The organism is Nodosilinea sp. P-1105 (genome assembly GCF_012911975.1).
GTDB lineage: Bacteria > Cyanobacteriota > Cyanobacteriia > Phormidesmidales > Phormidesmidaceae > Nodosilinea.
The window spans coordinates 178,708-192,438 of record NZ_SMDQ01000001.1; the positions used below are offsets into that span (position 1 = coordinate 178,708).

The 13,731-nt window shown below is 56.2% G+C and carries 10 protein-coding genes; 9 read left to right on the forward strand and 1 reads right to left on the reverse strand.

What is annotated here, in order from left to right; translation table 11 throughout:
* The first annotated feature begins 61 nt into the window (after positions 1-61).
* From E1H13_RS00750 to E1H13_RS00785, 9 genes are all read left to right on the forward strand, one after another.
* Positions 62-1,972: a bifunctional diguanylate cyclase/phosphodiesterase gene (locus E1H13_RS00750; RefSeq protein ID WP_169611471.1), complete on the forward strand. Its 1,911-nt coding sequence runs from the start codon at positions 62-64 to the stop codon at positions 1,970-1,972.
* Between the two features lie 63 nt (positions 1,973-2,035).
* Entirely contained in the window at positions 2,036-2,164 is a 129-nt protein-coding gene (locus E1H13_RS27615; protein ID WP_256378475.1) for a hypothetical protein, read from the forward strand.
* Positions 2,165-2,232: 68 nt separating this feature from the next.
* On the forward strand, positions 2,233-3,423 hold the full coding sequence (locus E1H13_RS00755; RefSeq protein ID WP_169611472.1) for a GNAT family N-acetyltransferase: 1,191 nt from the start codon (positions 2,233-2,235) through the stop codon (positions 3,421-3,423).
* 1,127 nt (positions 3,424-4,550) lie between these two features.
* Positions 4,551-5,657, forward strand: a complete 1,107-nt coding sequence (locus tag E1H13_RS00760; protein ID WP_169611473.1) for a glycosyltransferase family 4 protein — start codon at positions 4,551-4,553, stop codon at positions 5,655-5,657.
* A 107-nt stretch (positions 5,658-5,764) separates the two neighbouring features.
* Entirely contained in the window at positions 5,765-8,122 is a 2,358-nt protein-coding gene (locus E1H13_RS00765) for an amylo-alpha-1,6-glucosidase (protein ID WP_169611474.1), read from the forward strand.
* Between the two features lie 66 nt (positions 8,123-8,188).
* Positions 8,189-8,959 carry a sterol desaturase family protein gene (locus E1H13_RS00770; RefSeq protein WP_169611475.1) on the forward strand — a complete coding sequence of 257 codons (771 nt, stop codon included), beginning with the start codon at positions 8,189-8,191 and terminating at the stop codon, positions 8,957-8,959.
* A 27-nt stretch (positions 8,960-8,986) separates the two neighbouring features.
* Positions 8,987-9,769 carry a transglutaminase family protein gene (locus tag E1H13_RS00775; protein ID WP_169611476.1) on the forward strand — a complete coding sequence of 261 codons (783 nt, stop codon included), beginning with the start codon at positions 8,987-8,989 and terminating at the stop codon, positions 9,767-9,769.
* A 661-nt stretch (positions 9,770-10,430) separates the two neighbouring features.
* Positions 10,431-10,730, forward strand: a complete 300-nt coding sequence (locus tag E1H13_RS00780; protein ID WP_169611477.1) for a hypothetical protein — start codon at positions 10,431-10,433, stop codon at positions 10,728-10,730.
* Positions 10,731-11,150: 420 nt separating this feature from the next.
* Positions 11,151-11,699 (forward strand): GAF domain-containing protein, encoded by a 549-nt coding sequence (locus E1H13_RS00785; protein WP_169611478.1) that lies wholly within the window; start codon positions 11,151-11,153, stop codon positions 11,697-11,699.
* A gap of 55 nt (positions 11,700-11,754) precedes the next feature.
* On the opposite strand, the gene dnaG is transcribed toward E1H13_RS00785, so the two are convergent.
* Positions 11,755-13,695, reverse strand: coding sequence for a DNA primase (gene dnaG / locus E1H13_RS00790; RefSeq protein WP_169611479.1), 1,941 nt, complete (start codon positions 13,693-13,695; stop codon positions 11,755-11,757).
* Positions 13,696-13,731: the final 36 nt, after the last annotated feature.

Below are 13,731 nucleotides of genomic sequence, written 5' to 3' on the forward strand. Positions count from 1 at the left end.
GTGCTGCCTAGCTCCTAGGCTGAAAAAGCCAAAGGGGAATTGTTGAAGGGGAATAAAGGGCATGGAGACTTTCGCCAATGGTGCGATCGCAGCGGCGTATTTTATTATTCCGCTGACGCTACTGCCGCTGCTGTTGACCGCCAAGCGAGCCATCTGGCTCAACCTGCTGCTGCTGGTTGCGTTTGTCTTTAGCTGCGGCGTCGGTCACATCTTCAGCGCCATGCACCGGCACAGCACCCCCTGGCACTGGATTACCGCCGGGGTGTCGTGGGCGGCAGTAATTGTTCTGCTGCGCAGCCGCAATCGATTGCGCTACCTGGGCGAAACTTTTCATCTGCTAGAAGCCACTTGGGAACAGGCGCTGACGGGCAAGCTGCTCTGCGAGCGCAGTGGCAATGACCTGAAAATGATTAAGCTTAACCCTGCCGCCAAGCTGATCACTAAAGACTTGCTCAAGCCGGGCGATCGCCTCTGCGAAAAAATGCCCGTTCACCGGCAAGAGGTCTACCCCTATGATATGCCCCTGATTGACCTCTACTTAGAAGTCCTGGAGTCGGGCGAGGCGCGCCAATTGGAATACCAGTACAAGGGCGACGAGATCTCGGGCTGGTACATGACCCTGGTCACGCCGCTGTCATCCGAGTTGCTCTACATGACCTTTACCGAGGTCAGTGGCGTCATCCACGACCCGCTCACTGGTCTCTACAACCGCCGGGTGCTAGAGATGGATCTCGGCCCGTGGGAGGTCTGCCTGTTCATTGACCTAGACCGCTTCAAGTTGATCAACGATCAGCGGGGCCACATTCTGGGCGATCGGCTGTTGGTGGCAGTGGCCACCGTACTCCAAGACCATGTTCAGACCTACAACGGCATTGCCGTGCGCAATGGTGGCGACGAATTTTTGCTGCTGTTGCCTGCCTCCGACTCGGTCGAGCTCTGTCCTACCCCAGCAACGATCGCCGCCACTGTGCTCAAGGGCATCCTGGCGATCGAGATCGAGGGGGCCAATGTGGGGGCCTCCATCGGGGTGGCCAGCGGCACCATTGACGCCTTTGAAGAAGACACCCCGATTAACCGGCTGCTCCAGGCCGCCGAAACCGCCCTACGGGAAGCCAAACGCAACCGTCGCTCCAACCTGCCTCAGCACCGCATTCAGGTGTGGAATAGCGACCTGGCCCGGTTGCGGCTGCGCCAGATTACCCTCGAAGCCTATCTGGCGCAGCGCAGTAGTGAGACAGAGTTTTCGTTGGTCTACCAGCCCATCTGCAATATGCAAACTGGGGCCATTGTCGGGGCCGAAGCCCTGATTCGGTGGAATTCAGCTCGGCTGGGCCGAGTATCGCCATCGGAGTTTATTCCGGTAGCCGAGACCACCGGGCTGGTGCACCGGATCAGCGACTGGGTGCTCTGCAACGCCCTAGAGCAGTTGGCCCAATGGCAAGATATCGCTCCCCAGTTCACCCTCTCGATCAACATCAGCCCCCTAGAGCTGGAAGACGACGACTTTTTAGACCGGATCATGCAGCGGGTTTCGGGGGCGGGCATCGACAGCAACCACTTCGGTATTGAGATCACCGAGCGGGGTATCTACAGAAACCTGGATCGCTACCTGCAAAGTCTGCAAAGCTTACGCGATATGTCGCTGCGGCTCAAGGTCGATGACTTTGGCACCGGGCAGTCGGGGCTGGCCCAGCTGTTGCAGTTTCGCTTTGATGAGGTCAAAGTCGATCGTTACTTCATTCCCACCAACGCGCAGGATCTAGAGAAAGTGGCGATCTGTCGGGCGATCGCCAACCTGTCAGAGGGCATTAACTTTACCCTGGTGGCCGAAGGCATCGAGCACAATGACCAGCGCGTTCTGATGCTGGGCCTCAAGTACCAGTACGGCCAGGGATACCTGTTTTCTCAGCCGATGACGCCTCAAAAATTGACGACGCTGCTGGAGAAGGGGATTTGTTTGTCGCCGCAGTGAGGGGAGTGGGGTATACACACTTTGCAATATGCTTCTGCTGTCAACAAATTCAGGGGATAAGCTGTGGGTAGTCCCCATACTTTTGATCCTAGCGATCCCAGGCCCCAACCTACGACATTGCCTACCGCCTACACCGGGGCGATCGCCTGTTTGAGGGCTAACCGCAGTGATCCCAGACTCAGCGATGACTGAGATATAGGGGCAGATATTATCAGTAGTATTAGTAATGCACAGCCAATCCAGGGCAAAGGTGAAACCTATTGCATCGCACCGATAAAACCTACCGCTATAGCCCCCCCGCCGCTCCAGGGGAGGCCGCTGTTGGAGCAGCCATCATGGCCCAGAGCTTTGTGGTCACTGTCGAGCAAGAGCAAACCTACATAGACACCCTGGGTCACGACAACCTGCGGCTGGTACACCAGGGGAACGATATTTTGGGCGGGCTGGTGTTATTGCCCATGGGTCAATGGTTTGGCGGCCAGCGGGTGGCCATGACCGGGGTGGGCTCTGTGGCCATTGCTCCCCAGGTACGGGGGCAGGGGGCGGCCACGTTTCTGATGGGTTCAGCGGTGCAGGAGATGGCCCAGGCTGGAGTGCCAATCTCGACGCTATATCCGGCGGTGCAACGGCTTTATCAACAGGTGGGCTACGGGCTAGGGGGCACCTATTGTCTGTGGGACATAGCCACCGCCCAGCTCCCTGAGCAGCGCCCTAGCTTAGATCGATATCCACTCGCCCTAGATCCGGATCAACTGCTACAGGCCGACCGCCAGCAGTCCTGGGGCCAAACCCATGCCGGCGGCCTCGATCGCCATCCGTTTCTGTGGCAGCGCTTGGTTAACCCTGGCGAGGGCGATAGTTTTGCCTATGGCCTGGGGTCCAGTCAATCGCCCCAAGGCTATGTGATGTATCGGCAAAACCGCGATCGCCAGGGCCAAACTACCCTAACCATTCAAGCCTGGGCGGCGGCTTCCCAAGCTGCGATCGCCAGTCTCTGGGCATTTTTAGCTCAGCACCGCTCCCAAATTGATCGGATTCAGTGGACCGGGGGCGTGGTCGATCCCCTGGCCATGGCGCTGCCAGAACAGCGGGCTAGCCTACGGTCTAGCAGCCAGTGGATGACCCGGATTGTGACCGTAGAGACGGCCCTGGCCCAGCGGGGCTACCCTCACGGTCTGGCGGTGGAGTTGCATCTGGATATTCAGGATTCGCTGGTGGCCACCAACCAGGGGCGCTTTGTACTGACCGTACGGCATGGTCGAGGCCAGGTAACCCCTGGGGGGTGGGGAGATCTGGTGGTTCCCATTGATGCCTTGGCCACCCTGTTTACCGGCCTGAGGTCGGCCCAGACCCTGCGTACCCTGAAGCTCATAGACGCTACCCCAGAAGCCGCCAGCCTGGCCACGGCCTTGTTTGCCGGAGACTCCCCCTGGATGACTGACTTCTTTTAAACCGATAAACGGATAAACGGAACTGTCATTTTGTTGAATTTCAGTTTGGATTTCAATTTGGATTTTAACCCGACCCGTAACAGTCTCGTTGTAATCTACCGTTATGTAGAAAAAATGACGGCGACGTTAGATATATTCCTCGTTTCATAATTATCACATGCCTGAGATTAAACAAGCTATGATAACAGCATGAGTCAGGTCAATAATGAATTTCACCTGGCATTGAGTGCGTGACGGCAATCACTGAAAACCACGATTTTATGGTGAAAGATAACAAATGATAAATAACGAAAAACACTGATTTCAAGCTAATAGCTTGACCAACTGTAGAAATAAATGACTTGCTATGAAGTTGTTTTTTCATGACATATCTCTTAAATAGCCTTCTATATCGGTTCCTGGACCCATCAGGTACACCTCGCCTGAGAGAAGCCTATGGCCCACTCCCAGAGAAGCCGCTTCGCGTCTACACCCTAAATCCCTCTCCCAGAACGGGAGAGGGACTTTGAATCCGGCTCTCCTTCTCACATTTTGGGAGTAGGCCGTAGGATGTGCGTAGCAGGGGCTGGGGGATGTAGAGCTTGCGCTTCCCGTTCGCGAAGCGTTCCGCAGGAAAGGGTGGGCAGACTTGCAAAACTGGGATACACCCAACAAGCTTTGTCAGTCAATCAGGTTTCGAGGATATAACAGTTCAGACAGTAGATGAGGTCAGAAATATCAGCTTCTTTTAGATCTGTCACGTCGGTTTTTGATCCATTGGAATTTCAAAAGACAAATTTTAAAAGATTTTAAGTAGCCAGTACTAGGTTCTGTTAACATTCTCATCCTTGGCTCTAGTCATAGCGTGAGCCGTTTAGTCTAAAGCACTACTGATTGGGTAGAAATGTTAAATGTCAACACGTCCTAGTACAAAAAGGCAGAAGGCAGAAAGAAAATCTCACTCATGCAAAGGTTTGAGCTGACGGAAATAGGTGGGTTATTTCTGCCTCTGAGTACTAGTGACTGTTATGAGTCATCGTTGGGCTGGTCTTAGGCTGAACCGTTGTTGATGAACCAAGACCCTCAGCTCTGTGCTGAGCAGGTTAGCTTCATATTTTTAGCTTCACCTTATTTTATTGAGAGGCGTTATGCGCGTTGCCCAGGTTACACCGCTGTGGGAACAGGTTCCTCCTTTGGCCTATGGTGGTACAGAGTTGGTCGTGAGTTTGTTAACAGAAGAGTTGGTGCGGCGGGGGCACCAGGTGACGCTGTTTGCCTCGGGCGATTCGCAGACGCTGGCGTTGTTGGAGCCAGGATGTGAGCAGGCGCTACGCCCCCTGGGAATACTACCCCCCGCCTATGAGGGCTACGAGCAACGGCAGTTGGGCCACGTCTTTGGCCACGCCCGCAACTTTGACATCATTCACTCCCATATGGATGCGGCGGCACTGGCCCACACCCACCGCAGCCTGACGCCAGTGGTGCACACCCTGCATGGGTCGTTTAGCGTTGCCTCTGAACAGAGTTTTGGCCAGCATCGGCGGCAGAATTTAGTCAGCGTGTCGAACTCTCAGCAGCGGCACGAGTTAGGGCTGAACTATGTGGCCACGGTATACAACGCGATCGCCATTGATCAATTCAATTTTTATCCCCAGCCCCAAGACCCGCCCTACCTGGCTTTTTTGGGGCGTATGTCAGAAGAGAAAGGCCCTCACCTGGCGATCGCGATCGCCAAGCGCACCGGTTGGCCGCTGAAGATGGCGGGCAAACTCGATTTTGAAAACCAGGAATTTTTTGACCGTGAGGTGGCCCCCCACATTGATGGCGAGCAAATTATGTACCTTGGTGAGGTCAGTCAATCGCAGAAAAAAGCCCTGGTAGGCGACGCCACGGCGACGCTGTTCCCAATTACCTGGCCCGAGCCCTTTGGGCTGGTGATGGTTGAATCGATGGCCAGCGGCACTCCGGTGATTGCCATGGCCCTGGGTTCGGCTCCGGAGGTGGTGGCCCACGGTAAGACCGGGTTTCTGTGCCGCAGCGTGGAGGACTGCGTGGCGGCAGTAGAGCAAACTCACCAAATCAGTCGCCAGACCTGTCGCGACCATGTGGCCCTTAACTTTGGCGTGGGGCGTATGGTAGACGGCTATGAGGCGGTGTACCGCAAGGTCATCAACCTGCACCACCGGCCTGCGGGTGAAAGCCGCGATCGCGTCATCAATGTACATCCCCGCCGCCCCAATCTATTGTCCACTTAACCAGGACTCAGCATAAGACAATTCGTTTGGAAAACAATCCCGCTGTCCTGAGGGTAGGTAATGCCCTCCCTCTCTCCGCCTGCCAGATACTTTTTAAGGACATGACCATGAGCGAGTCTTCCCATCAGGGCACGCCGGGGGCTGACTTAGCCGCCTCAGCCCTCAATCCTGCTTTCAATAGTGCATCTCTAAAGTCTCTAAATATTGTCGAAGTGGATGGGCGCACCTTTGCCCCGGCCCAGCAGGTGCCGATTCCCGAGTGGCCCTGCACCACCACCCGGCGACAGCAACCGACATTGACCATTAAAGACAACGACCTATTTTTGATTACCGACACCCTAGGCAACATTGCCTGTGGTGACGATCAGGCCGCCTCTAGCTTGGGTTTGTTTTGCCGCGATACCCGGTATCTCAGCCGCCTGGATCTGCAAGTGGAGGGGCTACCGCCGATTTTGCTCAGCAGCACTTCCCAGCGGGGGTTTGCCCTGTCGGCCCTCTGCGCCAACCCCTATATTGCCGGAGAGAAGGTCACGGGTCGCGACATTCGGGCCGAGACCATTGGTATTCAGAGGGATCTAGTGCTGCAAGGGGGTCTGTTCGAGGAGCTGACCCTGACCAACTACAGCACCGAGCCGGTGACGTTTGAGCTCAGCCTCAGCTTTGACGCCGACTTTGCCGACCTGTTTGAGATTCGGGGACGGGCACGACAGCACACAGGCACGCTGCTGCGGTCCATTCGCCTACCAGAAAACTCGGCGGCATCGATTCTGGCGCTGCCTGATGACAGCCCGCCGGGGGAAGAGGACGAACTCACCCTGGCTTACCAGGGGGTAGACCAACTGCTGATGGAGGCGAGAATTCGGTTTTATCAGCGGCCACCCGATCAACTCAAGGGCCATACGGCGATCTGGCGGGTGGTGCTTCAGCCCCAGGCGACAGAAGTCTTGGGGTACCGGCTGCAGCCCTTTCTCGACAGCCACCCAGCTTCTACCGTGAGCCTACCGGCCACCCTGAGCCAGGCGTTGGCAGCAGAAACCATGGAAGAGCAGCAGTGGCGCGAAGGGGTGACCTGCATTCGCACCGACAATCGGGCCCTGAACCAGATTATCGAACGGGCCGAGCAGGATACTTACCTGCTGGGGCAAACCTTTGGCGATGGCAAGGTGCTGTCGGCGGGCATTCCCTGGTTTGCCACCCTGTTTGGCCGCGACTCGCTGATTGCGGCGATGCAGACCTTGATGTTTAACCCGGCCCTGGCGCGGCAAACCCTGATGGTGCTGGCCGAGTACCAGGGCCAAAAAACCGATGACTGGCGGGACGAAGAACCAGGTAAAATTCTCCACGAGCTACGCTTTGGCGAGATGTCGCGCAGTGGCGAGGTACCCCACACCCCCTACTACGGCACGGTGGATGCCACTCCCCTGTGGCTGATGCTCTATGCCGACTACTACGCCTGGAAGGGCGATCGCACCTTACTCGACCAACTGTGGCCCCATGCCCTGGCCGCCATGGACTGGATCGATCGCAACCGGTCGCCCACCGGCTATGTCACTTACCTGTGCAAATCGCCGGGGGGGCTGGGCAACCAGGGGTGGAAGGACTCGGGGGACTGCATGGTGGATGCAGCGGGGAAATTGGCGACGGGGGCGATCGCCCTCTCGGAGGTACAAGGCTATGTCTACGCCGCTAAGGTGCGACTGGCCCCCCTGGCGGAACTGATGGAGCGACCGGATTTGGGCGATCGCTGGCGGATAGAGGCCCAGGCCCTCAAAAGTCGTTTTGAACAAGACTTTTGGCTGCCTGACCAGGGCTACATCGCCCTCGCCCTCGACGGAGAGGGCCACCCAGTGGACAGCATTACCTCTAACCCCGGCCACTGCCTGGGGCTGGGCATTCTCTCGCCAGAAAAAGCCCGCAGTGTGGCAGAGCGCTTGCAGGCCCCCGATATGTTTAGCGGCTGGGGCATTCGCACCCTCAGCAGCAGTTCCCCCGCGTACAACCCCATGGGCTACCACGTGGGCTCGGTGTGGCCCCACGACAACGGCATCATTGCCGCCGGGCTGCGGGCCTTGGGCTACACCGACCAGGCCCTGGAAATTGCCCAGGGTATTTTTGACATGACCAGCCTGCAACCCTACCAATGCCCACCGGAGCTGTTTTGCGGCTTTGATCGCACCCCTACCAACCGGCCCGTGCGCTACCCGGTGGCCTGTTCGCCCCAGGCCTGGGCCACGGGCACGGTGTTTCAGCTGTTGCAGATTATGGTGAACTTGGTGCCCGATGTGGCCAACAACTGCCTGCGAATTGTACAGCCGACACTGCCCGCTTCGGTGAGCTACATGGCGATCAACAACTTTAAGGTGGGGCAGACGCTCTTGGATCTGGAGTTTGAGCGATCGCACGAAGCCACCGCTTGCCGCGTCGTCCGCAAGCGGGGCAACCTGCGGGTAGTAATCGAGGTGTGAGGGGGTAGGAGATAATAGATGAGTAGATGAAGGGCGCTGCACTATAAACACGTAACGTAATAAAACATGGAATTAAGGCATCATTCGTTCGAGTTTTACAATATTGCCTTTTTTGGCATCATTCTGTTTCGATATTTTTTAGTGGCAGGAGTAACTTACTGGTTTTTTTATTCGCCGTGCAGCCAGTCATTTGCAAACCAGACACTGAAGCGTCGCTACCCTTCCTGGCGCATCATTGGCCACGATATTAAGCTTTCAGTGTTCTCAGCAGCGGTGTTTGCCCTAGCAGCGGCCGTTATTTTCTCCGCCTACCATCAGGGCTTTACTCGTCTATATACCGATCCGTATCGCTATGGGCTGTGGTATCTGGGCATAAGCTATGGGGGAGTGCTGATTTTGCAAGATACCTACTTTTACTTTACCCATCGGCTCTTTCATCACCCTAGGCTCTTCTCCTGGGTACATCAGGGGCACCATCGATCGCGCTATCCAACTCCCTGGACATCCTTTGCCTTTGACCCAACTGAGGCAGCGGGGCAATCACTATTTCTAATCGGCATCATTTGTGCCGTTCCCCTACATTTCATCACCTTAATCGCGGTCTTAAGCACCATGACTGTGTGGGCCGTATTAAATCATCTTGGCACCGATCGCCTACCGGCCTCGTTCCCGCACCACTGGCTAGGGCCGTGGGTGATTGGCCCGGCTCACCACTCTATTCATCACCTCAAATATACCGTTCACTATGGGCTTTACTTTACGTTTTGGGATCGCCTGCTGGGCACCCAAGACCCTAGATATACCCAAGCCCTTAGCCATTGTTTGCCAGATAAGTAGGTCGCCTAAAAAATACCAGGAGATGTGATGCGACTCAATGCCGGGTGCGAGCTTTTGTTTGAGACAGCGGAACCGACGCCGCTGATTTTGATGCTGCGATCGCGCGATGGTGATGCCCAGCGGATTATTCAAAACCACCTCCAGTTTGACCCCCAGGTGCCCGTCATCGACTATGCGGATAGCTACGGCAACCTTTGTCAGCGGCTGGTGGCGCCCCCAGGTCAACTGCGGGTGCGCAGCACCGTCACCGCTGATGTCGCTGACAGCATTGATGTCCAGTTTGGGGCCGAGTTTGTGCCCGTGCAGGATCTGCCCGCCTACACGCTGCCGTTTCTCTTGCCCAGCCGCTACTGCCAATCAGACCTGATGGCCGATTTAGCCAACGCCATTGTGGCTAACATCGAGCCCGCTTACGACCAGGTCGACGCCATCCGCCACTGGATTCATACCCACATCGAGTACCGCTACGACACCAGCGATGCCTCCACCTCGGCCCTGGAGACCGAGAAAAACCGGGTCGGGGTCTGTCGCGATTTTGTGCACCTTGGCCTCACCCTCTGCCGCAGCCTCGCCATTCCGGCCCGCATGGTGGTGGGCTACCTCTACGACCTGAAGCCGATGGATCTACATGCCTGGTTTGAGGCTTACGTGGGCGATCGCTGGTACACCTTTGACCCCACCCAGGCAGAACCCCGGGGCAATCGGATTATAATCGCCTACGGTCGCGACGCCGCCGACGTGGCCCTGGCTACCCAGTATGGCCCCGTCACGTTAACCGAGATGGAGGTCTGGGTGCAGGCTACGTCCTAATCAATCATTAAACGGCGATTGGTTCAAGCCGATCAATACCCACTAGAATGGAAGGTAACCAAAGCAACAACGCTACACATTAGCAAGGCATCCATTCTGGCTGCCCATGAACTAACTTCTAAGACGATTTTTTTAAGTCCTTAACCAGGTAAACGGTCATGGGAAAAGAAAAGAAAGGCAATAAGGAAGCTAAGAAGCCGAAAGCCGATGCCAGCGATAAAAAGCCGAAGAAAGATCCTAAGCGCTACGACTTTCCCTCATAAGTTTCCATAGTCAATCTACAGAAAGGCAGCTTCCCGCTACCCCCGCTGGGGTGAGCACAATGTGGAAGAAACACATTGAAAGCATAGTATTCACCGAAAGCATGGTATTCACCGGACATGTTGTCCTGGTGGTACCTTTCCGTTGGGTCCAGGGCGGTAATGGTTATGCTGGCGCCCCTTTGGCAACGATTATGCTGGCGCCCCTTTGGAGCGACGATCCCTGGTCGTAGGCCATTGCTTGCTGTCCGAAGGACATGGGCCGTGCGCAGTCGGCAGAAAGGGAATCCCGCTCTAGGCAGAGGTTTGGGCTGACGGAAGTAGGTGAGTCATTGCTGCCGTGAAGTACTAGTCTCTAATGGATCCCATTGCAATACCACCCAGCCTGGAGGCTTTCAACTATGTCATCTTCCCTAGCCAAAGGAACTCTTGTCACTATCATTGGCGAAGCCGTGCTGCAAAATCGGCTGATCAACTTGCTCACTGAACTTAAGGTCTCTGGCTATACCCTGGTGCCAGCCCAGGGGGCTGGCAGCCACGGCAGACGTATGGGTGATATTGCTGGCTACAACACCAACATCGAGCTTAAAACCCTGGTCACCGCCGACCTCTCCGATCAGCTGCTGGAAGCCCTAAAGCCCTTTCAAGACACCCACGCCCTAATTGTCTTTCGCCAAACCGTAGAAGGTCTGTTTGACTAATGATTGAAAGCCGATTGCAGACGCGACTACAACCATAGCAAGTCCAGTTCGAGATCTGGAGTTTTCCCACAGGCAGAGCTCCAGGTCTGGACTTGGATTTGGTTTAGTACAGGAAGGCAGAAATATGACCACCGTTGCTGAGGGTGTCAGGTATCAGGTATCAGGAAGGGTTGGCCGACTTATGCCATAGAGGACTTATGCCATAGAGTAATAGGCCAGATTACTAGTACTCTGCGGCATAAATAGCCCTGCTAGTCTTAAGCAGCGGAACTCCTAGGATACAGAAAATCCACTTTCTGCCTTCATCCTTCATCCTTCTGCCTTTGTGTGTGCACTAGTCCATAAAAACCTGTGGCATCGCTGTCGCTAACTTAACATAGACTAATCATTATCTCCCTAGCGGTTACAGCGGTTCAATTTGTGCAACAGCCCTTTCCTGAGAAACCTAATCTTGATGCATCCTTGCAGGCAGATTCCGGTCTACAGCGGATCATCACCCATCTCTCTACAACCCTGGAGAGAGACAGTCTAGTGACCCAAGTTATCCGTGATTTGCGGCAAACCCTCGCCGTGGATCGCGTACTTTTGTATTATTTTTATCGCCAATGGCAAGGGCGTGTGGCCTTTGAAGCCCTCAGCGATGAGCAATTTTCTATTCTTGGCTCGACCGGGCCAGATGACTGCTTTAACGGCGAATATGCGTCGCTGTACTTAGCTGGGCGGGTGCGGGCGATCGCTGATATTGACGCTGAACCCATTGCTGACTGTCATCGCGATTTTCTGCGGGATCTGGGGGTTCGGGCCAATTTAGTCGTGCCGGTTCTAGTTCCCGATGGTCTTTGGGGGTTACTGGTAGCCCACCATTGTCAATCTACCCGGGCCTGGGCAGATGTGGATATTGCCGCCATGCGTCACGGGGCCGAGACGCTGTCCATGGCTCCCGCCATTCGAGGGACAGTAGAGCCATAGGGAATGCCTTTAGGGTTGTGGGGTCTGATGGACTGCGTAGACATCCTCATGAGTCCTAAAAGCGGTCTAGCGAGTCGTATTGCTCCCCGACCCAGGGCATGGCCACCAGATCTTCAAAGGTGACCTGGCGATCGCGCTCCAGGGCTTCAATTCGGCGTTTTTCGGCATAGATTTGGTTTTGAAAATAGGCCACTTGGTCCGGGGCGGCGCTGCAGTCGGTCTTTTCCCACAGGGCCAGGAAGTGACGATAGCGCTTTTCGCACAGGTTTTTCTCCATGCAGGCGGCGGCAGCCCGCACAATTAAGGGGGCGCGCAAGATGTCGCGCTTGGACTTTTCGCTCAGATGTAGTAAGGCTTGCAGGGGGGTACTGGCCAGCCCCGACTCGGCCAGGTGATTGCGCAGTAGGCTGACTAAATCCCCAGCATCGGTTTCACTCAGTAGCCGCTGCATCTGTCGCCACAGGGCCCGATGGTGGGAAAAGCTAAATTGCAGATCCCGGTCTTCCAGCACCTGGCAGATGGGGTCGCGCTGGTCAGGCGCATGGAGAAACACCCGTAGTAGGGCAGCTTCTGCCTGCTCTAGGCCAGTGGTGCTGGGGGTAGGGGTGGGGGCCGCCCGCTGGGGCGGGCTGGAGGTAGCCCGCCGCTGACGGCGCACCTGGGTGATGAGGTTTTCGGCCAGTAGGGGCACCAGGCGACTATCGCCATTGCTAAAGATTTCGGCGCAGTAGCGCACATAGTGGGTGCGGGTATCGGCGTTGGCGATATCGCTGAGCAGTTTGACCACCGCCTGGGTGGTCTGCTGGAACTGGTCCGCCTGGCGTAGGTCTTTGCCCTTGATCAGGTTGTGAATTTGCCAATCAATCCAGAGGGGGGCGCTATTCACCAGATCCTGGTAGTCGGCAGGGCTGTGGTGTTGCAGAAACTCGTCCGGGTCTTTGCCATCGGGAATATTTAGCACCCGCAGTTGCACGTCCCCTCGGTAGGCCATATCTTCCACTTCACCGATGGCCCGCTGGGCGGCTTTCACCCCGGCGGCGTCGGCATCAAAGTTAAGCACCACCTGCTTTGATTCGCTATAGCGCAGTAACTGGCGCACCTGGGCCGCATTTAGGGCCGTCCCCAGGGCGGCGACGGTATTGGCAAACCCGGCGGCGTGTAGGGCAATCACATCAAAGTAGCCTTCGACCACGATGGCCCGGTCCTGCTTGGCGATCGCCCCTTTGGCCAAATCCAGCCCGTACAGGGTTTTGCCCTTATCAAACAGCTCTGTATCGGGGGAGTTCAGGTACTTGGGCTTTTCATCCCCTAAAGCCCGACCGCCAAAGCCAATCACCCGCCCCTGGGCATCACGAATCGGGATCATCAGCCGCTCTCGAAAGCGGTCATAGTAACCGCTGCCCTTTTGCCGGGGCACAATCAACCCCGCCTGCTCCACCAGGTTCACCGGATAACGTTTTTGCTCCACCAGATAGCCATAGAGGGTTTGCCAGCCGCCGGGGGCAAAGCCCAGCTGAAACTGCTGGATGGTGGTATCGTCCAACCCTCGCTGGTCCTTCAGGTAGCTGAGGGCAGTGGCCCCATCGCTCTGGCGCAGGGCATGTTCGTAGAACCGGGCGGTGACCGCCACGATTTCATACAGCTGCTCTCGCAGGGTAAGTTGCCGTTGCAGTTCCTGGCGCTTGGCCGGTTCCAGGGTCTTGACCGGCACCTGGTAACGCTGGGCTAGATCCAGCACTACATCAGCGAAGGAGCGCTGGTTTAGCTCCATTAAAAACTTGAAGGCATTGCCCCCGGCCCCACAGGAAAAACAATAGTAAAACTGCTTGCCAGGGCTGACGCTAAAGCTGGGGGATTTGTCGTCGTGGAAGGGGCAGAGGCCGACAAAGTCTTTACCCTGCTTTTTGAGCACCACATGCTGGGAAACAATATCCACAATGTCGGCGCGATCGCGCACTGCATCAATGGTGTCGGGGTGAAGGCGAGGGGTATCCATAGCCGGGACGAACGGGGGCAACAGCAGGCAGGGGCG